Origin of the sequence: Desulfomicrobium escambiense DSM 10707, from assembly GCF_000428825.1 — a bacterium.
GTDB lineage: Bacteria > Desulfobacterota > Desulfovibrionia > Desulfovibrionales > Desulfomicrobiaceae > Desulfomicrobium > Desulfomicrobium escambiense.
In genome coordinates this window covers 187,127-212,955 of record NZ_AUAR01000007.1, presented here as the reverse complement: position 1 = coordinate 212,955, position 25,829 = coordinate 187,127, and the positions used below count along the sequence as shown (strand labels likewise).

The 25,829-nt window shown below is 64.0% G+C and carries 19 protein-coding genes and 1 pseudogene; 14 read left to right on the top strand and 6 right to left on the bottom strand.

The window, feature by feature from the left end; all coding sequences use genetic code 11:
- Together G394_RS0108665 and G394_RS18570 are read left to right on the top strand one after the other, a co-directional pair.
- A pseudogene (locus G394_RS0108665) lies at window positions 1-285 on the top strand (IS1634 family transposase); the annotation flags it as partial.
- A 454-nt stretch (window positions 286-739) separates the two neighbouring features.
- A complete protein-coding gene (locus tag G394_RS18570) occupies window positions 740-1,396 on the top strand; it encodes a cold shock and DUF1294 domain-containing protein (protein ID WP_051307065.1) in 657 nt (218 codons plus the stop codon).
- 18 nt (window positions 1,397-1,414) lie between these two features.
- Here G394_RS18570 and G394_RS0108650 read toward each other — a convergent pair whose 3' ends face one another.
- A complete protein-coding gene (locus G394_RS0108650) occupies window positions 1,415-2,620 on the bottom strand; it encodes a type II toxin-antitoxin system HipA family toxin (RefSeq protein WP_051307064.1) in 1,206 nt (401 codons plus the stop codon).
- A 301-nt stretch (window positions 2,621-2,921) separates the two neighbouring features.
- Between G394_RS0108650 and G394_RS0108645 the strand changes: the two genes are divergently transcribed.
- The 9 genes from G394_RS0108645 to G394_RS18560 all read left to right on the top strand — a co-directional run bounded on the left by G394_RS0108645 (window position 2,922) and on the right by G394_RS18560 (window position 14,203).
- Window positions 2,922-3,527 (top strand): CDP-alcohol phosphatidyltransferase family protein, encoded by a 606-nt coding sequence (locus G394_RS0108645; RefSeq protein WP_028577318.1) that lies wholly within the window; start codon window positions 2,922-2,924, stop codon window positions 3,525-3,527.
- Entirely contained in the window at window positions 3,524-4,471 is a 948-nt protein-coding gene (locus G394_RS0108640) for a phosphatidate cytidylyltransferase (RefSeq protein WP_028577317.1), read from the top strand. The genes G394_RS0108645 and G394_RS0108640 overlap by 4 nt, the downstream gene beginning before the upstream one ends.
- A gap of 3 nt (window positions 4,472-4,474) precedes the next feature.
- On the top strand, window positions 4,475-5,116 hold the full coding sequence (locus tag G394_RS0108635; protein WP_028577316.1) for a lysophospholipid acyltransferase family protein: 642 nt from the start codon (window positions 4,475-4,477) through the stop codon (window positions 5,114-5,116).
- Between the two features lie 42 nt (window positions 5,117-5,158).
- The gene (locus G394_RS0108630; protein ID WP_028577315.1) at window positions 5,159-6,895 is read left to right on the top strand and encodes a bifunctional alpha/beta hydrolase/class I SAM-dependent methyltransferase; all 1,737 of its coding nucleotides are present in this window, start codon (window positions 5,159-5,161) and stop codon (window positions 6,893-6,895) included.
- Window positions 6,850-8,160, top strand: a complete 1,311-nt coding sequence (locus G394_RS0108625; protein ID WP_028577314.1) for a phosphatase PAP2/dual specificity phosphatase family protein — start codon at window positions 6,850-6,852, stop codon at window positions 8,158-8,160. Before G394_RS0108630 ends, G394_RS0108625 begins: the two co-directional genes overlap by 46 nt.
- A 16-nt stretch (window positions 8,161-8,176) precedes the next feature.
- Entirely contained in the window at window positions 8,177-8,431 is a 255-nt protein-coding gene (locus tag G394_RS21630) for a M23 family metallopeptidase (protein ID WP_245578296.1), read from the top strand.
- Entirely contained in the window at window positions 8,431-8,685 is a 255-nt protein-coding gene (locus G394_RS21625) for a M23 family metallopeptidase (protein ID WP_245578299.1), read from the top strand. Before G394_RS21630 ends, G394_RS21625 begins: the two co-directional genes overlap by 1 nt.
- Window positions 8,686-8,760: 75 nt before the next feature.
- Window positions 8,761-12,231 carry an acyl-[ACP]--phospholipid O-acyltransferase gene (locus G394_RS0108615; protein ID WP_028577313.1) on the top strand — a complete coding sequence of 1,157 codons (3,471 nt, stop codon included), beginning with the start codon at window positions 8,761-8,763 and terminating at the stop codon, window positions 12,229-12,231.
- A gap of 757 nt (window positions 12,232-12,988) precedes the next feature.
- On the top strand, window positions 12,989-14,203 hold the full coding sequence (locus G394_RS18560; protein WP_084435475.1) for an FAD-dependent oxidoreductase: 1,215 nt from the start codon (window positions 12,989-12,991) through the stop codon (window positions 14,201-14,203).
- Between the two features lie 161 nt (window positions 14,204-14,364).
- Here G394_RS18560 and G394_RS0108605 read toward each other — a convergent pair whose 3' ends face one another.
- From G394_RS0108605 to G394_RS0108585, 5 genes are all read right to left on the bottom strand, one after another.
- A complete protein-coding gene (locus G394_RS0108605) occupies window positions 14,365-15,321 on the bottom strand; it encodes a hypothetical protein (protein WP_028577312.1) in 957 nt (318 codons plus the stop codon).
- 299 nt (window positions 15,322-15,620) lie between these two features.
- Entirely contained in the window at window positions 15,621-16,904 is a 1,284-nt protein-coding gene (locus G394_RS0108600) for a TRAP transporter large permease (RefSeq protein ID WP_028577311.1), read from the bottom strand.
- The gene (locus G394_RS0108595; protein ID WP_028577310.1) at window positions 16,901-17,371 is read right to left on the bottom strand and encodes a TRAP transporter small permease; all 471 of its coding nucleotides are present in this window, start codon (window positions 17,369-17,371) and stop codon (window positions 16,901-16,903) included. The genes G394_RS0108600 and G394_RS0108595 overlap by 4 nt, the downstream gene beginning before the upstream one ends.
- Window positions 17,372-17,461: 90 nt before the next feature.
- Window positions 17,462-18,478 carry a DctP family TRAP transporter solute-binding subunit gene (locus tag G394_RS0108590; protein WP_028577309.1) on the bottom strand — a complete coding sequence of 339 codons (1,017 nt, stop codon included), beginning with the start codon at window positions 18,476-18,478 and terminating at the stop codon, window positions 17,462-17,464.
- 376 nt (window positions 18,479-18,854) lie between these two features.
- A complete protein-coding gene (locus G394_RS0108585; RefSeq protein ID WP_028577308.1) occupies window positions 18,855-23,399 on the bottom strand; it encodes a glutamate synthase-related protein in 4,545 nt (1,514 codons plus the stop codon).
- A gap of 133 nt (window positions 23,400-23,532) precedes the next feature.
- Here G394_RS0108585 and G394_RS18555 point away from each other — a divergent pair, with 133 nt between their 5' ends.
- The 3 genes from G394_RS18555 to epsC all read left to right on the top strand — a co-directional run bounded on the left by G394_RS18555 (window position 23,533) and on the right by epsC (window position 25,808).
- The gene (locus G394_RS18555) at window positions 23,533-23,877 is read left to right on the top strand and encodes an HU family DNA-binding protein (protein WP_342663412.1); all 345 of its coding nucleotides are present in this window, start codon (window positions 23,533-23,535) and stop codon (window positions 23,875-23,877) included.
- A gap of 105 nt (window positions 23,878-23,982) precedes the next feature.
- Window positions 23,983-24,912 carry a cysteine synthase A gene (cysK, locus tag G394_RS0108575; RefSeq protein ID WP_028577307.1) on the top strand — a complete coding sequence of 310 codons (930 nt, stop codon included), beginning with the start codon at window positions 23,983-23,985 and terminating at the stop codon, window positions 24,910-24,912.
- A 2-nt stretch (window positions 24,913-24,914) separates the two neighbouring features.
- Entirely contained in the window at window positions 24,915-25,808 is an 894-nt protein-coding gene (gene epsC / locus G394_RS0108570) for a serine O-acetyltransferase EpsC (protein WP_028577306.1), read from the top strand.
- The last annotated feature ends 21 nt before the right edge of the window (window positions 25,809-25,829 follow it).

The window sequence follows — 25,829 nt, the reverse complement described above, 5'->3', positions numbered from 1 at the left end:
ATACGACACTGGACCGATTCGAAAATCAGGTGCCACTTCCTGAGCTGCATCATAGCTTTGGCGTATCTGCGTTTGATCGAACTGAAGCTGGAAGACGCCGGCATCCACATGACCGCGCAGCGGACCATGGACCTCATGCGCAATCTGCACTCGTGTCTGTGCTGGAACGGAGAGAAGGAAAAGGCATGGCGGATGATCGAGGAGCCAACGCCGGATCAGGCCAGGGTCCTGACTGCGTTCGGCTATGAAGTCGAGCGTGGGGTCTTACAGAAAATCAAGAGCTAATATGCTGTATTATTGGGAATAGCCGGCTCATTTGACCAGAAACTGTCGAAACTCCTGTCGAAGAAGCCCGCGCCTGGGCTTCAGAGCACGGCATTGACCCGGCCCGCATCCTCTTTGGCACCGAGCCCGACAACCGGGTCATCCCCCAGCACCTGCTCATCGGCCCGGACGGGCGGACGTGGTTCCGCTATATCGGGCAACTCCAGACGGAGGAAATGCTGGATATCTTCCAGGACTTCGAAAGCGGCCGACGTCAACCCAACATGCCAGCCAAAGAGTAAATAGCGGGAGGATGTCTCGTGTGCCAACAACGTCAATAGATGGTCTTGGTGTCCGGTGTGTTTTAAATCGAGGCGCGCAGGCCATGCCTTTGACGAACCAGGGCAGGCTGCCACGGTGTGATTGTTAGCTTTATTTTCGTTGGAAGCTGAAACATTGCGAAAGGAAGAATGACATGCGTCGAAGCGGAAGAATTGTCAGTTGGAACGAGGACCGGGGTTTCGGTTTTGTCAGGCCCGATGACGGAGGGGAGGACGTGTTCGCGCATGTTTCAGCCTTTCGTGACCGTGCGCGAAGGCCGGGCGTTGACGATGCCGTGAATTTCGTGTCCGGCAGCGACCCCAAGGGCCGCCCCAGGGCTGAACAGGTCGTTTATTCCGGGGCCCTGCCTGTGCCGAGCGGACGCGTCCTCGTACTCCTCGGCCTGTCCGGCGCTGCGCTGCTCGCCGTTTTCGTTGCTTCCGCAACAGGCCGCCTGCCGTCCTTTGCCTCCGGCTGGTACGCCGCTGCGAGCATCCTTGCCTTTCTCGTCTACGCCAAAGACAAGTGGGCCGCGCAAGGGGGACGGTGGCGGACGCAGGAAAGCACCTTGCACCTGTTGTCCCTTGCCGGGGGATGGCCCGGCGCCCTGGCCGCACAGACACTGCTGCGTCACAAATCCCGCAAACAGTCGTTTCGCGTCGTCTTCTGGTGGACCGTCGTGCTGAATTGCGGCGTTCTTGGTTGGATGTTGACGGAACGGGGACGCCTGTTTCTCCGGTCATTCATGGGCGAGTACGCCGGAATGGGGTTCATGGAAGCACTTCTGACGATTATTGAACGCGTGAGCTGATCTGCCAGAGAATACGTTCTATGAGGCCCTTGCTGAAGCTTCCGCCAACGTGAAGCGGCGCCCGAGTTCGTCCATCTCCCGTTCCGTCACGCCGCACCCGGCGAAGTGTTCCCGCCAGCCTGCGGCCGTTTCCCGCATCTCTTCCCAGATCCCCCTGGCCTCCCTTTCGTCGATCCCGAAGGGGCGGACATCGCTCAGAATATTGGACCGCGTGGCCGCCCGGCCTTCCAGCCCGCAGCGCAGGGACAGATCCCATTGCCTGAAGCGGATGGAGGAGGGCACCAGGTCGTAGGCCGGGGTCATGGCGATGGCTTTGCGGGAGACGAAAAAGGCGTGGTTGCGCAGGTGGTCGTCCCGGTTCGAGCACAGGGCGTTGAAAGCCATGCGCCGGAATATCTCCGGCCCGGACTGCGTGTCGCCGAGCCTGCGGGCCTGTTCGGCCAGGTTCTGATAGCTGCCCCAGTCGCCGTCTTCCTCGGCCCCCGTCACCGTGAAGCCGGAAATGACGTGCCGCGAGTCGCCTTCCAGGCGGTCGAAGCGCTGGACCAGCAGGACGAAATGCCCGTTCAGTTCCATCAGGCGGGTGGATGCGACCGTGATGCCGCAGCGTGCGGCCAGGGTCATGGTCGCGTGCTCGACAACGGGTTCACGCCACGGGTCTCCGCGTTTGGAGAATTTGGCGATCCACGACGCCCCGTCCAGGGTGACCATGGCCTTGGGTCTGGCGCCGCCCAGGGACAGGCTGGAGGCGAGGGCGGCCAGGAAGGCGTCTTCGGGCAAGCCGTCCCGTAATTCGTCGAGGTCCTCGTCGTCTTCGAACTCGTCGACGCGGGCGACGATGGCCGCCACGCGCCCAAGGTCTTCGGGCACCATGCAGAACGCTTCGCCCGTGGCCCACGGAGCTAGGGACGCTGGGGCATCAGGCGTAGGACCGAAGGCCAGGGCACCCATGCGCTGCGGGTGGTGGGCCGCCGTCAGCATCTCGAACTCGTTCAGCGTCCCTGGAGCACGGCCGGCCATCAGCCCCAGCACCTTGCGGCCCCAGCGGTCCGGGGCGGCGTCGCGCAGGGCGCTGAAAAGGGTGCTCGCGGAAAACTCGATGTCGGCCAGAGGCATCCTGGCCGGGTCGAGGGGGATGGCGTCCGGCCGTTGCAGGTACCGGCGGCCGTAGCGGAAGAAATATGCCCGGTTCTCATGCCGGAGCAGCCCCGCAGGCACGTACATGCTGAGTCTTCTGATTCTCGGTCATGCCTACTTCATTCGGCACCGGTAGCGACGGACGGATGCCCATGCCGATGAATTCCAGGGGCCGGGTGCTTCTTCCCGAAATGCCTAGTCGATTTCAGTGGAATTCCACAATGCATATTATATATTCTTCTTTTAAAATAGGCAGTTATCCTGATTGTGATTTAATAAATTCCTTTGCACTGTCTCGACGCAAGCACGGGACGGAATCGTCTCTCCCGCTCATGACAACCAGCTGAACTGTGCGTTTTTGCGCGTAGGGTCGGCGATGAGTTCTGCCATGACCGTCTATGCGTTGAAATCCCGGTTTCAGAGTATGCTCCGCCCCGCCTGCCGATTTTTGGCGGCCCACGGGGTGACTGCCAATCAGGTCACTGTCGCGGCCATGGTTCTGTCTGCGGCGGCGGGCAGTCTTGTCTGGCTCTCCGCAGGGGAAAGATGGGCCCTTTCGGTTGTTCCGTGCACCTTGTTCGTGCGGATGGCCCTCAATGCGCTGGATGGAATGCTGGCGCGGGAGCACGGAATGGAGTCCGATGTGGGCGCCATGCTGAACGAACTGGGCGACGTGGTCTCCGACGCGGCGCTGTATCTGCCTCTGTCCGCGGTGCCGGGGTGCCCGGCGCCGTTGGTCGTGATGGCCGTGGTGCTGGCGGCGCTCAGCGAGATGGTCGGGATTCTCGGAGTCCAGTTCGGGGGCGGCCGGCGATATGACGGCCCCATGGGCAAGAGTGATCGCGCCGCGGCCTTTGGCCTTTTGGCCCTGGCCCTTGCGAGCGGAGCGCCGCGAGGAGTCTGGCTTCATGTCGCGATGGCCGGGATTGTCGTGCTGCTGGTCGTCACGATTTTCCGAAGGGCCATGAGGGCCTTGCATGGCGGTGCGGCATGATCGCGCTTCACGCGTTGCCGCCTTCCAAGCTCTTCATGATCTTGACTCTTGCCATCCTGGCTGTGGTCACCCTTGGTGTGGCCCTGAGGGAGGCACATCGCTCCGGCCAAGACAGGCAACGCAGTGAAGTACTGGTGCGCACGAGAACATGGTGGCTCATCGTGCTTCCGCTGTTCGGGGCCCTGTCCGTCTCACGGGGGGCCGCGATCAGTTTTTTCTGCATCGTGTCCTATCTGGCCTTCAAAGAGTATCTCACGTTCATCCCAACCAGAAGGGCCGATCACAGAGTCCTGTTCTGGGCTTACCTCGCCATACCGATCCAGTATTATTTGGCCTACATCTCCTGGTACGGGATGTTTATCATCTTCATTCCGGTCTACTGCTTCTTGCTGCTCCCCGTCAGGATGCTGCTGCGCGGGGATACGCAGGGGTTTCTCAAGGCCGTGGGAACGCTGCATTGGGGCCTCATGACCACGGTGTTCAGTCTGAGCCATGCGGCCTTTCTGCTCACCCTCAGCGGCGAGGATGTCGATGGCGACTATGGAGTAAGTCTGGTTCTGCTCCTCGTCATTCTGACGGAAGCCAATGATATCGCTCAGTTCTGCTGGGGCAAGGGGTTTGGTCACGCCAAGGTGGTGCCTTCGGTCAGTCCGAACAAAACATGGGCGGGTCTGATCGGCGGTGTGGCCACCACGGCGCTGTTGGCGGGCCTGGCCGGACCCTTTCTCATCTCAATGGCGGTGTCGCAGGCGCTGCTGGTAGGGGCGCTGATCGGCATTTCCGGTTTTTTCGGGGACATCTGCGTGTCGGCCATCAAGCGCGACATCGGCATAAAGGACACGGGAAACATGCTGCCCGGTCACGGCGGCATTCTGGATCGGGTGGACAGTCTGACCTTCACGGCCCCGATCTTCTTTCATTTCATCTACTACACGTATCACTGAGACATGAAAGGCATTCTTCGATTGCTTTGGTTCACCCTGTTCGCCAGGCCCCTGATTTTTTTGATCATGGGGGTGAACACCAGAAACCGCCAGAGCCTCGGCGCAACTTCCCCGTCCATCGTGGTCGCCAATCACAACAGCCACCTCGACGCTCTGGTCCTCATGTCCCTGTTCCCCCTGTCCAGTCTGAGAAAAGTGCGTCCGGTGGCCGCGCAGGACTATTTCTTGAAAAACAGGTGGCTGGCCTGGTTCGCCCTGAACGTCATCGGCATCATTCCCTTCCGGCGTCTGGCCGAGGGGCGCAGGGATGACCCCTTTGCCGCCTGCTCGGCGGCGCTGGCCGTCGGAGAGACCCTGATTTTCTTTCCCGAGGGCAGCAGGGGGGAACCGGAGCGCATGGCTGAATTCAGGACCGGAATTGCGCACCTGGCCAGACGGCATCCGGATATCCCTGTAATTCCGATTTTTCTGCAGGGGACCGGCAAATCATTGCCCAAGGGCGAATGGGTTCTGATTCCTGTCATTTGTGACGTTGTCGTCGGAGCCGCGTTGCATTGGGACGGATGCCGCAAGAGTTTCATGAAACGTCTCGCGGACAGCTTCGAAAAGTTGGCGGCGACGGCGGGCCGCCATGGCGTCGACTAAGGACTGGCCGGTAGCGGGCGCAACAGATTCGGGAGGAGCATTATGGACTGGATCGAATCCGAAGGAACATTCTCCAGCTGGGATGGCGCTGAGTTGTTCTATCGCAGCTGGTGCACATCACAGGCGACAGACAGGGCGCTGATCTTCCTGCATCGCGGCCATGAACACTCCGGGCGTCTGTCCCGCGCGTTGCAGGAACTGGGGCTGGGCGATTTCCGCGCCTTTTCCTGGGACACGCGGGGACATGGCCGATCACCCGGAGACCGAGGACATGCGGATAACTACTACGATCTGGTCAGAGACCTCGATGCGTTCGTCCACTTCGTCAGAACCGGACACGGCATTTCGCCGGAAAACATCGTCATCGTGGCCAACAGCGTGGGCGCGGTCACGGCCTGTGCCTGGGCGCACGATTTCGCGCCGCGAATTCGGGCCATGGTCCTTCTAGCCCCAGCTTTCCGCATCAGGCTCTATGTCCCCATGGCCATGCCGCTGCTGCGCATGCTTCTCAAATTCAAGGAGAAGGCCTTTGTCAGCAGCTACGTGAGCGCGGCTATGCTGACTCACGATTCCGAGCAGCGGCGTCTCTATCGAACAGACCCTCTGATCACGCGTCGTATCGCCGTCAATGTCCTTGCGGAAATGCACGATACGGCCGGCCGGATCATGGACGACGCCCACGCCATCACCACGCCGACGCTGATTCTCGCGGCGGGGTCGGACTGCGTCGTCGAAGCCGAGGCCCAGAGAAAATTCTACAGAGATCTCGGGGCGACCCGGAAGGAAATGCACGAGTATCCCGGCTTCCATCACGCCCTGCTTCAAGAGGTGGGCCGGGAGCGCGTCATGGAGGATATCCGCGAATTCGTCATCCGGTCCTTCACGGAGGAAGTGGACCGCTCGCATCTGCTGAACGCCCACCGGGGAGGCACCATGCGCGTGGAGTATGACCTGCTCCGGCAGTCCACGTCAGTTCTGAGGACAGCGTTCTTTTCCATGCAAAAACTCGCGTTGCGGGCGCTGGGCAGGCTGAGCCGCGGAATCGCGATCGGTCTTGAGACCGGTTTCGATTCGGGGAGAAGTCTTGATTACGTGTATGAAGACAGCGCCCGTGGCCTCGGGCGCATAGGCCGGGCCATCGACCGCGCCTACCTCGACGCCATCGGCTGGAAAGGCATCCGCATGCGCCGCCGGCATCTGGAAAAACAGCTTCACGCCGTGATGGACACTCTTGAAGCCGCTGCGTCCCAGGTCACGCTTCTGGATGTTGCAACAGGCTGCGGCCGCTATGTCCTGAGCGTCCTCAAGGCGCGGGAGGGCAAAGTCGATGCGACGTTGCGGGATTGGGACGAGGGCAATCTGGAGCAGGGCCGGGCGCTGGCTTCAAGCCTCGGTCTCGGTCGAACGCGTTTCGAACGGGCCGACGCCTTTGACCCTGAGTCGATCCGGACGGTCAGGTCGCGTCCCAATGTGGTCGTCGTGTCCGGCCTGTACGAGTTGTTTCCCGACAATGACCGGGTTCTCGCTTCCCTGAAGGCCATCGGCGAGGTGATCGAGCCGGGAGGGTATCTGGTCTATACGGGGCAGCCCTGGCATCCGCAGCTCGAGGTCATCGCCAGGGTCCTGCCCAATCGCGACGGCGCGCCATGGATCATGCGCCGACGTTCCCAGGCGGAACTGGACGAGATGGTCAGGTCGGCCGGATTCGAGAAAACAGGCATGGAGATCGACCCATGGGGAATATTCACCGTCTCGACGGCGCGTCGCGCCGGGGGCTGACAGAGGCGGCCCTGGTCGCCGCATTCACGTCGGTGCTGTTCATCGTGGTGTACGGAGGCTGTTCCTGGCTGACGTCGCTGCGCGGCGATGTCGGCTCCGTGGTCTTTGCGTGGGAGCGGATGATCCCTTTCGTGCCCCTCATGATCATTCCGTACATGTCCATAGACCTGTTTTTCGTCATGGCGCCCTTTGTCTGCAGGAGATCTGACGAACGCCGGATGTTCGCCATGCGCGTCAGTTTCGCCATTCTGATCGCAGGCCTGTTTTTTTTGTGCTTCCCGCTGCGGTTCGCCTTCGAACGTCCGGTTCCTGACGGATGGCTTGGAGCGATATTCAGCTTTTTGCACGCGTTCGACCGCCCGTACAATATGTTTCCTTCGCTGCATATCGCGTTGCAAGGCATTCTCGCCGAAGTGTACGCAGCCGCCACCACAGGGCTGCTGCGATTGGCTCTGCTCGCATGGTTCGGTCTGGTCGGATTTTCGACCGTTCTCACCTGGCAGCATCATGTCGTCGATGTCATCGGCGGCTTCGTTCTGGCCGTATTCTGCTGTTACCTTTTTTCGCGCAGTCGGAGCGGGCAGGGAAGCGCGAATTATCGTGTAGCGCGTCTCTACGGTATCGGCGCGGTCTTGTTCGGCCTGGCAGCGGCAGCAACGGGGCATCTGCTTCCGGCGTGGCCGGCCGCGGCAATGCTCCTGGTCTGCTGCGCATACTTCGGGCTTTTTCCCAACGTGTATCGCAAGCACGGCGGCCGGTTGGCGCTCTGCTCCCGCATATTGCTGGCCCCCGTCATTCTCGGCCATTTCGTGTCGCTGCTGTATTACTCCCGTCGATCCGATCCATGGAACGAAATACTTCCCGGTCTCTGGATGGGTCGGAGACTGTCTGATGCGCAGGCGCGTCAGGCAATGGGCCTGGGCGTCACCGCAGTTTTGGATCTGACGTCGGAATTCTCCGAGGTCCCTTCCTTTCGAGCCGCGCGCTATCTGACTGTGCCCATCCTCGACCTGACCGCCCCGACCAGCGCCCAGTTCGCCGAAGCCGTCTCGTTCATCAAACGCGAAATGGAGCGTGGAACGGTCTATGTGCACTGCAAGGTCGGGTATTCGCGCAGCGCCGCGATCATCGGCGGCTATCTCCTCGAAAAGGGAGACTGCGGGGACGCCCGTGATGCGGTTGATCTGTTGCGCGGGAAGAGGCCTGGTCTGGTGGTGCGCGATGAAGTCGTGTCTTTTCTGCAAACGTGTACGACTCGGGACTGATGTCCATCAGGCGGAAATGAAAGGAATCCTCGTAATCATCCTGTGCATCATCGCCGCCGGTTTCGCGATTCCGGAAAGGATCGTGATCCCGGTGGCCGGAGCGACACCCGGCGACTGGAACCGGAAATCCTTCTGGCACGAGCCGTGGGGCATGTCCGGGGTCCACAAGGGCATCGACATCTTCGGGCGCCGGGGGACAGTCGTGACGAGCGCCACGGCGGGAATTGTGTTTTTGTCGGAAGCATCGACCGAGGCGGCAACGTGGCCGTGATGCTGGGGCCGAAATGGCGTCAGCATTATTACGCCGACATGGACTCCGTCACGACGTCAGCGCTTCGTCTTGTCCCGCCCGGCGGCGAACTGGGAACACTCGGTGATACCGGCAACGCGCGCGGCACGCCGCCCCATCTGCACTACTCCGTGGCGCGCATTTTTCCCGACTCGTGGGACATAGACGGTTCGACGCAAGGGTTCTGGAAGGCGTTCTACCTCGATCCTGATCCGTATCTCCGCGGCACACCGTGATTTTTTCGCTTCAAGGCCCGCAGCAGTGGAGTTTCGAAGTCCTTTCCGACGCAACCGAGAACAAGGATACCGGCAATGAAAAGTCTGAGAAAAATGTGCGGATTCACGCCCTACATCCTGGTCGTGCTCCTCAACGCGATCACCGACCTGGGACATAAAATCGTTATTCAGAACACGGTGTTCAAGGTTTTTTCGGGGACTGAACAAATCGCACTGACCGCCATGGTGAACGCGCTCCTGTTGCTGCCGTTCATCCTGCTCTTCACTCCGGCAGCCTGCATCGCCGACAGGTTCGCCAAGAGCCGGGTCATCAGGATCTCCGCGGCGGCTGCGATCCCCCTGGCCGTGCTGATCGTGATCTTTTACCATGCCGGGCTGTTCTGGCCCGCCTTTCTCATGACGTTCCTGCTGGCCGTGCAGAGCGCCTTCTATTCTCCAGCCAAGTACGGCTACATCAAGGAGATGACCGGACAGGAGGGCCTCGCACAGGCCAATGCCGCCGTACAGGCGGTAACCATTGTGGCCATTCTCCTCGGCGCCGTGATCTTTTCCGTGTTTTTCGAAGCGTTTTTGCCGGCAATCATGCCGGACAGTCCGCATGAAATTCTGAAGGCCATCGCACCGTGCGGGTACATTCTGGTGGCCGGGACCGTCCTGGAAACCATCCTCGCCTTCCGGCTGCCGGATATCCGACCCGGAGACCGACAGGTCTCCATCGACAGCGTGAAATACCTCCGGGGAGGGTATCTGCGGGACAACGTGAAGTTGCTGAAGGAAAAGCAGGTCATCTGGCTCTCCATCATCGGACTGACCATTTTCTGGTCCGTGAACCAGGTCCTTCTCGCGACATTCGGGGCGTACCTCAAGGATGTCGCCGGGGAGACGAACACGGTCGTGACCCAGGGCATGCTGGCCCTGGGCGGCCTGGGCATCATCGTCGGTTCCGTGATGGCGGGGAAGGTATCGCGCAATTTCATCGAGACCGGCACCATCCCCCTGGGGGCCATGGGCATGACCGTGTGCCTCTTCCTCTTGCCGAACATCGAGAGTCGGGCACTGCTCAGCGCGCTCCTTTTCGGCTACGGCGTCTGCGGGGGGCTTTTGGTCGTGCCGCTCAATGCCCTGATCCAGTTCACGGCCCGGGACCGGGAAATGGGGAAGATTCTGGCCGGAAACAATTTTCTCCAGAATATCGGAATGCTGGCCTTTCTGGGGCTGACCCTGGTCATGTCGCTCGCAGGCATTGGCAGCGTGCCTCTTTTCTATATTCTCGCGGCAGTCGCTCTGGGCAGCACGATATATACGCTCGGGAAACTGCCGCAGTCCCTGTTGCGGTACCTGCTCTACATTCTGTTCTCGCAGCGCTACAGGCTGTCGGTGTCCGGACTCAACCATCTGCCCGCAGACGGCGGTGTGCTTCTGCTGGGCAACCATGTCAGCTGGATCGACTGGGCGGTGCTGCATCTGGCCGTCCCGCGCCGCTTGCGTTTCGTCATGGAGCGTTCCATTTATGAACGCTGGTATCTGAAGTGGTTGCTCCGGCGCCTGGGCATGATCCCCATTTCCTCGCGGGGCAGCAGACAGGCCCTGCGGGACGTGGAGACGGCCCTCAAGGCCGGTCAGTGCGTAGTCATATTCCCCGAAGGCGCCATCAGCCGCAACGGACAGCTCGGCGAGTTCAAGCGCGGTTTCGAGATTCCGGCCCGCGAGTCGGGCTGCGCCATTGTTCCCTTTTATCTGCGCGGTCTCTGGGGCAGCCTGTTTTCCTTCGCCGGACCGCGACTGCGGGAGACGTCACGCATCCGCAGCTTCCGCGACGTGACGGTCTGCTTCGGGCCGCCGATGGCCGCGGCTCCGGAGGTCAAGAAGGCCGTCTCCAGGCTGTCCATCGCGGCCTGGAAGGAGTACTCTCAAACCTTCGATCCCCTGCACACGGCCTGGCTCAAAACAGCCAAACGGTATCCGGGGCGCCGCGCCGTGGCCGACTCGACGGGGAGCGACATGTCTCATCGGCGACTCCTGTCCGTGTGCATTCTCGCCTCCCGCATGCTGCGAAAAAAAACCGTCGGCCAGAAGAATGTGGGCGTGCTCCTGCCGGCCAGCGTCGGCGGGGTCATCGCCAACATGTCCCTGCTCATGCTCGGCAAGACCGTGGTGAATCTCAACTACACCTCGGGGGCTGACACGCTGCATGGAATTCTCGAGCGGGCGCATATCGGGACCATCGTCACATCCGAGGCGTTTCTCGCCAGGCTCCGGGGCAGGGGGATCGACCTGAGCGGAATTTTACAGGACCGTGAGGTGTTTTTCATGGAAACGCTGCGCTCGGGTATCGGCAAGGGCGCTTTCATCGCTGCCATGATCGCGTCGCAGGTGCTGCCCACCTTTGTCCTGCGGCGTCTCTTTTTCCAGAGGGTCTGCCTGGACGACACCGCGGCCATTCTCTTCAGCAGCGGTTCCGAAGGATCCCCCAAGGGAGTCATGCTCAGTCACAAGAACATCATGGGCAACATCAAGCAGGTGTCCTGCCTGTTCAACGCCCGGGACCACGATGTCTTCCTCGGGACGCTGCCGCTCTTTCACGCCTTCGGCCTCACGGTGACCACATTCATGCCGCTGATCGAGGGCATACCCGTGGTTTGCCATCCCGACCCCACGGACGCCTATAGAATCGGATGCGTTGCAGCCGAATATCAGGCGACGTTCCTCTGCGCCACCCCCACATTCCTCGGTCTCTACACCCGCAATCAGAAACTGCACCGTCTCATGTTCTCCTCGCTGCGACTGGTGGTCGCCGGTGCGGAGAGGCTCAACGACGAGACACGAAGGGCCTTCAAGGAAAAGTTCGGGCTTGAGGTTCATGAAGGCTACGGCACCACGGAGACAACGCCGGTTGCCACCGTGAACACCGTGGACGTGCTCAACACCAACGGGTTTTCTGTGCAGGTGGGCTCGAAGACGGGGACGGTGGGCCTGCCGTTGCCCGGAAGCGCCTTGCGCGTAGTCGACCCGGAAACCTTTGAGGATCTGCCCGCTGGGGAAGCCGGCCTGATTCTCATTGGCGGCACCCAGATCATGAAGGGATATTTTGATGACGAGGCCAGGACCAGGGGCGCCATTATCGAGCAGGACGGCATTCGCTGGTACAAGAGTGGCGACAAGGGACGCATCGATGAGGACGGTTTTCTGGTCATTCTGGATCGATATTCCCGTTTCGCAAAAATCGGCGGGGAGATGGTCAGCCTTGCCGCCGTGGAGGAGGCGTTGCTGCGCAACGCCCCTTCGGGTGCGGATACCGTGGCAGTAGCCGTGCGCGACGTGAAGAAAGGGGAGCGGATCGTGGCCCTGGTCAGTGGGATGAACGAGCCGGCGACCCTCAGGAAAGCCATGCTGGAAAGCGGGACGAATCCCCTTCTTGTCCCCGACAAATTTTTCGCCGTTGAGGAAATTCCGAAACTCGGGACCGGCAAGAAGGATCTTGCGGGTGCAAGAGCGATGGCGCTTGAATTTGCGACAGGGGAAGCGGGGTCGCGTCTTGAATCTTGAATTTTCAAAAATCCATCCGATTCCATCCAAATCCAATACATCCTGTCATGCGTCCCGATATCGATGGGAATGATCTCCTTGTCGTCGATCAGAAATTCGATGGTCAGCCTGGGCAAACGAAGGCAAGGGATCAAGTCGTCCTTTGACGAATCTGCCCGCGTACGCAGTCCACAGCTGATTGACCATGTTCCACACACTCCGCCCCTGCCCGTTCCTCTCCCCTCGAAGCGCTGTTCCTCGCGTATCCTTCCCGTACGGCGTCTTCCATCCCGGCAGGTCAACGCTGGGTATATTCTTGGCTGTGCGCGACCGATCGCCTGCTTGAGCTCCTGTCTTTGCCTCTCCTGCCCACCCTTGCAGTGATCCGCCCCGTCCCCCGTTTTAAGGCGCGATATGAGCGAATTTCCAGGGCGCAGGCTCCGGGGCTGATGTAACCCATTTTCAAGGCGCAAATCCGATTTCGACCGATTCGCGCCGCTGGGTCGAGCCGGGACCGACGTCTTCGGCCGCCGAACCATGATTCCTGCGGGGCGACACTCTTCGGACGGTTGTTTCCGGCCGACGCGCGTCCGTTCCTCTTCTGCGCGGGATGATGCCGTGCATGGGTCGTAAAGAAAGGTATCTTAATTCACGTTAGTCGCGAAACGAGACGCGGCGCCTTGTCCGGTGCATGTATCCTCATGGTGCAGGGATTGCTGGGCGGCCGCCCGGGACATTTCAAGATCAGGTCCGAGGACCGAAACCGAGAGGATAAAGCATGCCGAATACCATCCTGGAAAAAAAACAGCTCATTCCCGACCAGACCTCCAAACTCGTCATCCATGCCCCGGAGATCGCGGCCAAGGCCCGGCCCGGAAATTTCGTCATCCTGCGGGTGCATCCCAAGGGCGAGCCCGTGGCCATCGGCCGCCTGGAGCGCTTCGTGGCCGACGAGTTCTTCCACCGCGACTCCTGCGACCTCATCTCCGACAAGTTCGAATGCCCCTCCATCGATCCGGACAGGAAGGTGGCCTGCATCGGCTCGGGCCCCTCGTCCCTGACCGTGGCCGGGTTCCTGGCCTCGCGCGGCTGCAAGGTCACGGTCTACGAGGCCCTGCACGAGCTGGGCGGCGTGCTTGTCTACGGCATTCCGGAGTTCCGGCTGCCCAAGAACAAGATCGTGGCCAAGGAGGTCAACGCCCTGCAGGACCTGCAGGTCGAGTTCGTGCGCAACGCCGTGGGCGGCAAGACCTTCGGCATCCAGGACCTCTTCGACAAGGGCCACAAGGCCGTGTTCATCGGCGTGGGCGCGGGCCTGCCCCGGTTCATGAACATCCCCGGCGAGAACCTCAACGGCGTCTTCTCGGCCAACGAGTACCTGACCCGCGTCAACCTCGGCCGGGCCTATGATTTCCCGAACTTCGACACGCCCATCATCCGTGGCCGCCACGTCACGGTCTACGGCGGCGGCAACGTGGCCATGGACGCGGCGCGCACGGCCCGGCGCCTGGGCGCCGAGAGCGTGCGTATCGTCTACAGGCGCACGGTGGACGCCATGCCCGCCCGGCGCGAGGAGGTCGAGCACGCCATCGAGGAGGGCGTGATCATGGAATGCCTGGCCGCGCCGTTGGAGTTCATCCCCGGCGAGGACGGGAACCTGGGCACGGTCCGTCTGCAGCGCATGGAACTCGGCGAGCCCGACGCCTCCGGGCGCCGCAGCCCCAAACCCGTCGAGGGGGACATCTACGAACTGCCGACGGACCTGGCGGTCATCGCCGTGGGTACACGCTCCAACCCCGTGCTGCTGGAGAACGAGCCCGGCCTGGCCCTCGACAAGCGGGGCTACATCCAGGTCAACGAGGAGACCGGTGAAACGAGCATGCCGAACGTCTTCGCCGGCGGCGACATCGTCACCGGCGCGGCCACGGTCATCCTGGCCATGGGCGCCGGACGGCTGGCGGCCAAGGAGATCGCCCGCAGGCTCGGCTGCTGAAAACGGCCAGGCCGGACGGGCTTGATGTCCGTCCGGCCTGTTATTTCGGGCAAGGGGTCATGGACAGGGGGCAGGCCTTGCTGTGACGCATCCGGGCATGTGCGGCGGAGCGCATGCTGCCTTAGGGTCCAGGCGTAAGGAGAGCGCTGCCCCGTCCGCGGTCATGTGGCGTAATGCCGCCGTACCGAACTGAAATTCGTGACGACGGCGTCCCACATGCGCAGGGCGTCTTCCCGGGCCTCGGCCCGGCAGGACAGCTTGAGCTCGATGTGCGGTTTTTGCGGGTCCCCGCCCGCGCCTTCATACTCCCAGCAGGCGGTCAGCCTTGGGGCGTCGGGGCAGGCCTTGTCCTTGGGCTGAAGGATGTAGATCTCTTCCAGCCCGTTCAAGCCTGCCAGGATCCTCTCCCGAGAACGCAGGATCTTCAGATCGATGCGGTACTTGCTGGTCACCGACTTGACGACTTCGGTGATCCGGGGCGGGTCGCAGGGGTGTGCGAAAAGATGCGTCGCAAACCGGAGGCGGATTCTTTGCAGCGATCCGGCCGGAGGGCGTTCGAGACTTATGCCGGCCTGTTCGCTCCAGGTTTTCAGGCCTTCGACTCTGCCGGCGGAGAAAAAGAAGCTTTCCGACGGAACACGCACATCGTCGTGGCGATAGTGCCTGAACAGGTTCAGGATCGGCCCGTTGATGGTCAGGCACGGGCCGCATGTGTCGAAGGGCCGGTTATCCGTCAGGCGCAGTATCAGGTCCGGCATGCCGATATGGACTTCGAGGTTGTGGTCGGCCTTGCTGCCGTTGCAGCAGCGAAGCAGGGCCGGAAACCCGCAGAGGTCGCTGACGTCCGTTTCATCCCATCTCTCGCGGACAGCCAGTCCCGTGATCTCGTGCGCTCCCCCCGCGTCCGTCCCGAGCGATCTCCTGAGCGCGTCCATGGCGCGCCCTTGCTGGGGCCCTGATTTCCAGGGCAGTTCCTCGACGGCGATACCGTTGACCTTGAACCATGCCGCGGACAGCTCCATGCTCTCGGGAACGGGCAACACGAAACGCCCCACGGGGCGCATGACCACAGGGAAAGGGGGAAGTTCCGGATCAGGACTGGCGGTATCGACGAGCATGTGGACCCTCCCGAAAAAATCGACTGCACCCCGGGACCGTGAAAATCAGGGCGAGGCGCATCCGTTTTCGAAACACCCGCATCCTACGGCAGGCCAGGCTCGTGTGGCAAGTTTCTCAAGGCGCTTTGCGCACCGGGCGCGGCTCCGTATCCGGCGAGGCCGGGTGACGACGGCGCGTGCGGCGCTTCCGCGAGTACGGGCCGCGCACCGCTTCCGGCTGCCGTTCGGAAACGCCGCAGGCGGCGAAACCAGCGCCCCGGCATGGCCGGGGCGCGTGGTCCCGGCCATCTCCGGCAGGATCAGAGGTATCCCAGGTAGCCCGGCACCAGGAGCGTCAGTTGCGGCACGAACATGACCAGCAGCATGGCGAGGGTCATGGCCAGCACGAACCACAGCACCCACGGTACGGTCTCCTCCATGCCGATGCCCGCGATGCGCGTCGTGACCATGAGGTTGAGGGCCAGGGGCGGGGTGAACTGCCCGATGGCCAGGCTCATGGTCATGAGCACGCCGAACCATACGGCGTTCCAGCCGAAATGGGCCATCACGGGCAGCAGGATGGGGATGAAGATGAACAGGATGGACACGCCGTCCAGAAACATGCCGGCGATGAACAGCACCACGATCACGGCCAGCAGGGTGACCGTTTCGTTGGTCGAGACGCCGATCAGCGCGTGGCCCATGGCCTCGAAGGCGCCCAGCGTGCTGCCGGCCCAGGCGAAGACAGAGGACAGGGCGATGATCAACATGACCACGGCCGAAACCTCGGCCGATTCGACCAGCAGTTCGTACATGCTGCGCAGGGTCAGGGTGCGATAGACGAAAAAGCCGACGAACAGGCCGTAGAAGACCGCGGCCACGGCAGCCTCCGTCGGGGTGAAGTAACCGGACCTGATGCCGCCCAGGATGATGACCGGGGCGAGCAGCCCCCAGACCGCCTCCTTGAAGGCGATGAGGATGCTCCCGCAGGATGCGCCGTCCTCGACGAGGCCGAAGCCGTGGCGCACGGACAGGGCCCAGGCCGGGATGACCAGCGCCAGGCCCGCCAGGAAGCCGGGGATGAGGCCGGCCGCGAACAGGGCCGGCACGGACGCCTGCGGCACGAGCACGCTGTAGAGGATGAAGGCGATGGACGGCGGGATGAGGATGGCCGTGGACCCGGCGGCGGCGATGAGGCTCGACGAGAAGGCCTTCGGGTATCCGGCGGCCGCCATGCCCGGGATCATGACCATGGCCACCGCCGCGGCGTCGGCCGGGCCCGACCCGGAGATGCCGCCCAGGACCATGCAGACCAGAATGGCCGCCACGGCCAGGCCTCCGCGCAGGGGGCCGACCAGGGCCACGGTGAAGTTGACCAGGCGCAGGGCCACGCCCGAGCGTTCGAAGACCATGCCCGCGAAGACGAACATGGGAATGGCCAGCAACGGGTACTTGGCCACGCCGGTGTAGACGCTGATGGGTACGGACAGGAGTCCGAGCTTGGCCGCGGCGATGGCCGCTGCGCCGGACAGCCCCATGGCCGTGGCCAGCGGCACGCCCATGAGCATCATGACCGCGAAGAGTCCGAAGAGGAGCATGGTCATGCCTGTTCCCCCCGCCTGAAAAGGTTGAGGACCAGGCGCAGCACGATGACCGCCGCGAACGCCGGCAGCCAGCAGCTGTACCACCATTGCGGCACGCCCAGGGCCGGCGAGGTCACCTCGAAGGCGAAGTCGTCCCAGGCCGCCAGGGCGCCGAGCCACGTCAGCATGGCGAACATGGCCACGTTGCAGCACCAGGCCAGCGCGTCGCATACCTTGCGGCCGCCGACGGGCAGGGCGTTGACGAACAGGGTGATGCGCACATGCCGCCCTTCGGCGAAGGCGGACACTGCTCCGACGAGGGTCAGGACCATGAGCAGGAAGACCGAGACCTCTTCGGTCATGGCGAAGGAGATGTTGGTGCAGTAGCGCATGACGACGTTGGCGCCGGTGATGAGCGTCAGCGCGGCCATGACCAGCGCGGCCAGGGCCCGCTCGATGCGGGCCGGCTGTTTCTTGGTGGGTTCCATGACGAAAAATCCTTGGAATGCGTCAATGAACGGGGCGCACGCGCCCCTGCAAACGGAAGCGGCCCGCCGCGGGGGCGGGCCGTCCGGTCCCTAACGGGATGCGGCGATGGCGTCTTCGGCCTTCTTCACCAGATCCTTGCCGACGATCTCCGCCCACTTGTCGAACACGGGCCGGGTGGCCTCGCGGAACGGCTTGCGCTGTTCGTCCGTCAGGCGGGTGATGGTCACGCCGTTCTTCTCGATTTCCTTGAGCAGGGCGTCGTCCTCGGGCGTGATGCCCTTGCGCGCGTCGACCAGGTTTTCGGCCGCGGCCTGTCTGGCCGCTTCGGCCACGACGGCGCGGTCCGCTTCGCTCCACTGGGCCCACACGGTCTTGCTGACGACGAAGAACAGGGGATCGGCCATGTAGCCCCACAGGGTCAGGTACTTCTGCTCGACGGTGTGCAGCTTGGCGGCGTTGAACACGGACAGCGGGTTCTCCTGCCCGTCCACGGCCTTGGTGGCCAGGGCCGGCTGCGCGTCGGCCCAGCTCATCTGGGTCGGGTTGGCGCCCAGGGCCGTGAAGCCGTCGATGAAGATGGGGGAGCCGACGACGCGGATCTTGAGGCCCTTCAGGTCGGCCGGGGACGTGACGGGCTGCTTGGAGTTGGACAGCTCGCGGAACCCGTTCTCGCCGATGGCCAGGGGAACCACGCCCTGCTTGTCGAGGATGGCGAAGAGGTCCTCGACCACGGGGCCGGAGATGAGGGCGTCGAAGGCCTTCTCGTCTGGCATGAGGAAGGGCAGGGAGAAGAGGTTGAGCTGCTTGATCTGGGGGGACCAGTTGATGGACGAGCCGACGGCCAGGTCGATCACACCCTGGCGGATGGCCGTGAATTCCTTGGTCTGGTCGCCGCCGACGAGGCTGGTGCCCGGATAGACCTTGATGTTGATGCGGCCTTCGGTCTTTTCACGGACCAGGTTTGCCCAGCGCTCGGCGGCGCGGCCCCACGGGAAGGCGGGACCGAGCACCGTGGACAGGCGGTATTCCGCCTTGTACTCCGCAGCGCAGACCGTAAGCGATGACAGCACCAGACACAGCACGACCAGGACAACGCACTTTTTCATGCACAACACCCCTGTGAAAAACGTTAGCTGATTGGAGAATGACCCAACGTCGCGCCCCCGCAGCGGCTCTTGTAAAGCCGGCGGCCGCGCTGCTCCGGTCTGCGCCGCCGTCCTGTTGGGAGGCGCGCACAGTGCCACCTGGCACAGGGAGTTGGCGGATCGCCATTGTGATGGCGCTCCACCGATAATCTTTTCTTGCGCGGCAGTTGTAGTAGCGGGGAAAGGATAACGTCAAGTCGTTGGAAATAAAGTTCCGAACCGCGCCTGCGCGGCCCGGCGTGCCGGGGCGCGCTGTGCGCTGCGCGGGGCGGAGGATGCTGGGGAGGGAAGGCGGGAAACACGGCGCCGGGCGGGTTGCCCGGCGCCGTGGGCGTTTCTATTCCGGTTTGATGCCGGTGCTCGAACCCGGCACGACCTTCACGAAGCGGCTTTCGGCCTCGTCGGCCAGGGCCTGGACCAGGTCGGCCTCGGCGTCCTGGAAGCTCTGGCGCAGGGATGCCGTGTATTTGCCCAGAAGCTCCCTGATCTGCTCCGCGTCGTCGCCGTCGAGTCCGCGGATGACCACGTGGGCGCCGCGGGCGAAGCGGTGCTTCAGGTTCTCGCGGCCGAAGCCGTGTTCCGGGTAGAGGCACTGGTAGACGACGCCGCCGGTCATGCCCGCGCACATCCACGGGCCCGGGTCGCCCAGGACCACGGCCCGGCCGCCGGTCATGTACTCGAAGGCGAAGCCCTTCAGATGCGCGCGCGAGGCGATGTTGCCCAGCTCGTCGCGTACGGGGGCGGTGATGCGGCCGCCGAAGATGGCGTCGGCGCCGGACATGCGGATGCAGGCACGGGAGTCGGCGAAGTTCTGGACCACGACGGTCCCGGACAGGGCGCCGTAGGCCAGGGACTTGCCCACTGAGCCGTCCACGCGCTGACCCAGGATGTTGGCCCCTTTCAGGATGCAGACCCGGCCGCCGCGCGCGCCCTTGGCGATGCCGTCCTGGCCGCCGCCCTGGACGCAGGTGCTGATGCCGTCGACGTTGAAGGCGCACAGGCCGTTGCCCGGCACCGAGGAGTCGAGCATGAGGTCGACCTTGGCGCCGTCGCCCTCGCGGACCATGGCCCCGGCCAGGTAGGTGCCCACGGCCCGGTCCACGGAGCGCACGTTCTCCTCACGGTACTGCACGTAGCCGCAGCCGTCGCGGGCCGTGGAGAGGGCCATGTCGGAGATGAGCCGCGTCAGGTTGTCCAGGGGCTTGCGCACGATGCGCGGCACCGGGCAGTAGGCCTGCATGGCGTCCATGGGCGCCGGGACGAGGAGGTCCGTCAGGTCCACCTTGTCCTTGCCACGGGCCTGGACCAGGAGGTACGTGCGGCCCACCAGGTCGGCCAGGCGCCTCTCTCCCAGGCCAGCCAGGATGTGGCGGATCTGGTCGCCGAAGGCGCGCAGGAGCCGGGCCAGGTTCTCGGCCTCGACCTCGCCCTGCAGGGGCTTGAAGAGCTTCACGCCGCGCTGCTGCGCCTCCTCGATGCTGCGCAGCTGGGTGGAGATGCCGCGCGGGCAGACGTCCAGGTGGCACTGCTCGCAGCTGATGCAGCCCACGCCCATCAGCGCCACGGTGCCCACGCCGACGCGGTCTGCGCCGAGGCAGACGAGCTTGACCACGTCGGCCCCCGAGCGCACGCCGCCGTCGCACCAGATCTCGACCTGGCGGCGCAGGCCCGCCTCCACCAGGCCGCGGTGGGCCTGGGTCACGCCGATCTCGACGGGCAGGCCCACGTACTTCTTGGCGTGTTCGCGGGCCGCGCCCGTGCCGCCCTCGAAGCCGCTGATGTTGACGATGTGCGCCCCGGCCTTGGCCACGCCCACGGCGATGGTGGCCACGCCGCTGGTGACCGGGATCTTGACGGAGATGCGCGCGCCGGGGTTGGCGGTCTTGAGCTCCGTGATGATCTGGCAGAGGTCCTCGATGGAGTAGATGTCGTGGTGGTTCGAGGGCGAGATGAGGGCGATGCCGGGCTTGCAGTGCCGGGCCTGGGCGACCATGTCCGTGACCTTGGAGCCGGGCAGGTGGCCGCCTTCGCCGGGCTTGGCGCCCTGGCCGATCTTGATTTCGAGGTACCGGGCCGAGTTCAGCAGTTCGATGGACACGCCGAAACGGCCCGAGGCCACCTGCTGGCCCCGGTTCTCGCGGTACTTGCCGAGCATGTCCGGGATCTCGCCGCCTTCGCCGTTCATGCAGATGATGTTCACCTTGCGCGCGGCTTCGGCGTAGGCCCTAAATGAGCTTTCGCCTTGGGAGCCGAAGGACATGGCGCAGATCAGCAACGGCATGGCGTGCTGGCCGACGGAGATGTCTACTGCCTCCAGGGGCAGGGGGGCTGCGCTGCGCGGGGCGATGTCCAGGAGATGGCGTAGGCCCACGGGGGTGTCGCGGTCCACCTCCTCCAGGCCCTCGGCCATCTGCAGGTAGCCGGTCTTGCCCACGGCCACGGAGCGCAGGATCTTGCCGACGCGGGCGTTTCGCTTGGGGTCGCCCGGCAGCTTGCCTTCAGAGCCCTCCCGGACCAGAGCGATGCGCCGCGCGGCCCGGCTTTCCTGTTCGGCGAAGCCCATCCCCGCAGCATTGGACGAGCAGAAGTTGGCGCAGCCGAAGACTTCGGCCAGCTCGGCCTTGAGGCCGATGGACGAGAAGATGCGGCCGTACCCGCACAGCTCGTGGATGCCCATGGTCGACATGATCTTCTCCACGCTGGCCTGCAGGGCCGTCAGGGTGTTTGACAGGGTGCGCTGCAGCCCTTCGGCGTTCTCGGCCTGGGCGTAGGCCTGTTTCCAGAGCATGTAGGGGTTCACGGCCGCCGCGCCCAGGCCCAGGACGAACATGACGTCGTGCATGTTGCGGATGGCGCCGCTGCGTACGATGATCGACGGCAGGCGGGGGATGCGCCCGGACTCGGCGGCTCGGCGCAGCCGGGCCGTGGCCAGGCCGGGGTCGATGTAGCAGCGGCCGTCCACGAAGCTCGCGCTGTCGTCCAGGACGAGGATGGCGGCCCCGGCCGACACTGCCTGCCGGGCCTCGGCCTCAATGGCTTCCAGGCGATTTTCAAGCCCCTCCTCGGGCACGAAGGTCGCGTCCAGGATGGCCAGGCGCGACGGGTCGCGCTGCTGGGCCGTGAAGAAGTCCAGGACCTGCTCCAGGGTGTGGGTGCCGTGCTCGCGGCACACGGCCAGGATGTCCAGGGAGGACAGGGCCGGCGTGAACTCGCCGCCCAGCAGGATGGGCGTCTTCAGGCGCAGGCCCACGGGCGGCCGGTCGGGGTTGTCGGGCCGGTCGCCGAGGATGACGGCCGTGGAGAAGTGCTCGGCCTCGCGCTCGCGGTCGATGGCCGGGTTGGTGACCACGGCCACGTTCTCCTTGAAATACTCGCTGAGGTTGGACAGCCCGTCGGCCTCCAGGCAGGCCAGGGGACCCTGGTGGCCCATGGAGCCGATGGGGCCCTTGCCCGTGGCGGCCACGTGCTTGCGCATGTCCTGGTCGTACTTGCGCCAGCCGAAGGCTGCCAGGACCGTCGTGGCGTCGTGGCCGGGCCGGTCGTCGAAGACCTGTCTGTCCCGGAAGAAGCGGCGCAGGTCGCGGCAGGACCCTTCGGGGCAGGCCAGGATGGGCTCGGGAATCTCGCCGTGCAGGTTGTCGGCCAGGTGGGCCAGGCGCCCCTGCTGGAAGAGGCGCAGCAGGCGCTCCTGCAGGGCGCAGTGGTTCACGACCTCCCCGCGCTTGCCGGGCCCCGAGACCACGGCGATCTTTTCGCCGGGCGCCAGGGGGCGCGGGTCGTGGATGGTGTTCTGCAGGTCCACCACGCCCTTTTCCGAGGACAGGAAGTAGTCGTAGTCGCTCTCGCCGAACCACAGGGGCCGCAGCCCCAGGGCGTCGACGCTGCCCATGCACGTGTCGCCGAAGCGCGAGACCACGGCCGCCGGCCCCTGGGCCGAGGGCATGAAGAACCAGCGGTAGAACCCGTACATGCGCCGCAGTTCCGGGCTCATGTGTTCCACCTCAGAGTGGATGGCCGGGAAGACCATCTCCAGAGCCTCCATGAACTCGAAGCCGTGGAGGTGGATGAGTCCCTCCAGGATGCGGTTCAGATCCTGGGAGTCGCTGCCGCCGGGAGTGGGGGTGATGCCTAGGTCCCGGGCCGAGGAGCGCATCTTCTCGATGGTGTTGATCTCGCCGTTGTGGCCCAGCAGCGAGAAGGGCTGGGCGCGCTCGGCCGTAGGCAGGGTGTTGGTGGAGTAGCGGCTGTGGCCCAGGGTGATGATGGACTTGCTGGCGGGGTCGCGCAGGTCGGGGTAGACGCGGGGCAGCAGGTCGGGCGTGCCGCGCAGCTTGTAGACGGCGCTGTCGAGGCTCAAGGAGCAGACGTGGGCCTCGGGCGCGGCGCGTTCGACGGCCATCTGCATGGCGAAGAGCCTTCTGGCCCCTTCCTGGCGCGTCTCGTCGCGGACCAGGCCGCAGACCTGCCAGAAGAGAGGGGCCTCGGCCCGGGCCATGGGGCCCAGTTCGCCGGGCTGCATGCGGTCGTCGGCCTCGACGAGCACTTCGCTGCCCTCGCCCGTCAGGATGGCGCGCACGCGTTCCTTGGCCTCGTCGGCCCCCGGGCCTGCGGGCAGGAAGAAGTGGCCGACGAAGAAGCCACGGCTCTCGCTCAGGTGGCGGCTCAATCCCGCGTCCTGCAGGCGCTGCCCCCAGATGGCCCGCGGGATGTCCGTCAGGACGCCGCAGCCGTCGCCCTCGCTGTTGATGTCGCCCGAGCGGTGGGCCATCTTCTTCAGGGCGTCTATGGTCTTCACTATGTTGGCGTGGGTGGCCCGGCCGCGCTTGTCCACAAAGGCGATGATGGCGCAGGCGTCACGTTCTTCGACGAGGCGATGTTTCATGCGGATTCTCCGGAAGGTGTGTCAAATCGATACTCGTTTATATGCATGAGATGCAGACGCGGCCATTTTAATAAATATTTCACAAAGCTTGAGGAAAGTCTTTACCGGCCCGCCTGGATTGCCTATATACTGAATCATAGAAAATCGCCATTCCCCGCGCTCAAACCCCGAGGTTCACATGGAAAGGACCGACTTGATTGACCGGCTCCGCAAGGAGATGGGATATTCCGACGAAGAGGCGTCCCGCGTCGTGGACGCCATGATGGAGAGCATGACCGAGTCCCTGAGCCAGGGAGACAGGATCACCCTGCCCGGCATCGGGACCATGGCCGTGGTGGACCGCGCCCCGCGCAAGTCCGTCGACCCCGAGACCGGGCAGGAGACGGACAGGCCGGTCCGGGGCATCAAGTTTTCGCCTGGCAAGCGCCTCAAGGACGCCCTCACGTCCCTGGATTTCATCACCAAGGGCCTGGAGTAGTTCCGCTCTCCCAGCGTTGTGCGCCGGCCTCTGGCCGGTTTTTTTTGTCTGGACTTCGACGTGGCCATGGGTCATGCCCAGGCTTTCCCGCTTCGAGGAGGAAACATGAAGATCGCCAACTCCATGACCGAACTGGTCGGCAACACCCCCCTGGTGCGGCTGAACAGGATGACCGAGGGCTGTTTGGCCGAGGTCGTGGTCAAGCTCGAATTCTACAACCCCTTGTCGTCCATCAAGGACCGCATCGCCCTGAACATGATCGACGAAGCCGAGCGGGCCGGGCTCATCCGCCCCGGCACCGTCCTCGTTGAGCCCACCAGCGGCAACACGGGCGTGGGCCTGGCCTTCGTCTGCGCCGTGCGTGGCTACCACCTCATCCTGACCATGCCCGAATCCATGAGCGTCGAGCGGCGCATGCTGCTGGCCGCCATGGGCGCCGAGCTGGTCCTCACCCCGGCGGCCAAGGGCATGGCCGGAGCCGTGGCCGAGGCCGAGAGGATCCTGTCCTCCATGGAGGACGCCTTCATGCCCGGTCAGTTCGTCAACCCGGCCAACCCGGCCATGCACGAGCGGACCACGGCCGAGGAGCTGTGGCGCGACACCGACGGCCGCATCGACGCACTTGTGGCCGGCGTGGGCACGGGCGGGACCATCACCGGCGTGGGCCGGACCCTCAAACGCCGCAAGGACGGTTTTCTGGCCGTGGCCGTAGAGCCGGCAGCCTCGCCGCTGCTGAGCCAGGGCACGGCCGGGCCGCACAAGATCCAGGGCATCGGCCCCAATTTCGTGCCCGAGGTGCTGAACCGCAAGGTCATCGACCGCATCGTCACCGTGACCAACGAGGACGCCATGGCCACGGCCCGCGCCCTGGCCCGCGAGGAGGGCATTCTCTGTGGCATCTCCTCCGGCGCCAACGTCTGGGCTGCCCTGCAGCTGGCCCGTGAGCCGCAGATGGAAGGCAAGCTCATCGCGGCCATCGTTTGCGACACGGGCGAGCGCTACCTTTCCACCGAACTTTTCGCTTCTCAGAGCTGATCATGGCAAAATATTTGAAGATCGACAGTGTCCTTTCGGGTGTGGTGGAAAGCCTCTGCGCCCCGGAATCCTACATGGGCGTCTACCACCAGCCGTCCTTCGGCTCGCCCATGCCCTCGGTGGAGCTCCTCTCGGACATCGTCGAGCGCCTGCGCTCGGTGCTGTTCCCCGGCTTTTTCAAGGAGCCCTTCATCACTCCCGAGAACATGGCCTATTTCGTCGGTTCCAAGTTGGAGAAGGTCCGCCGCGAGCTGACCAAGCAGGTCGAGCGCGGCTTCTGCTTCGCCTGCGACAAGGACGAGCACGCCTGCTCGGCCGACTGCGCCGTGCGCGCCGAAAGCATGTGCAACCAGTTCCTGCAGACGCTGCCGCACGTGCGCCGGCTGCTGGCCACGGACGTGCAGGCCGCCTTCGCAGGCGACCCGGCGGCCAAGAACCCCGGCGAGACCATCTTCTGCTACCCGTCCATCCGGGCCGTGACCAACCACCGCATCGCCCACGAGCTGCACAAGCTCGGCGTACCGCTCATCCCGCGCATCATCAGCGAGATGGCCCACTCGGCCACGGGCATCGACATCCATCCCGGCGCGACCATCGGCGAGTCCTTCTTCATCGACCACGGCACGGGCACGGTCATCGGCGAGACGTGCATCATCGGCCGGAACGTCCGCCTCTACCAGGGCGTGACCCTGGGAGCCAAGAGCTTCCCCAAGGGCGAGAACGGGCACCTGGTCAAGGGCATCGCCCGCCACCCCATCGTCGAGGACAACGTGACGGTCTACTCCGGGGCGACCATCCTCGGCCGCATCACCATTGGCGAGGGCGCGGTCATCGGCGGCAACATGTGGGTCGTGGACGACGTGCCCCCCGGGGCGAAGATGTACCGCAACCTTTAGGCGTTGCCGCTGCGCCGGGAA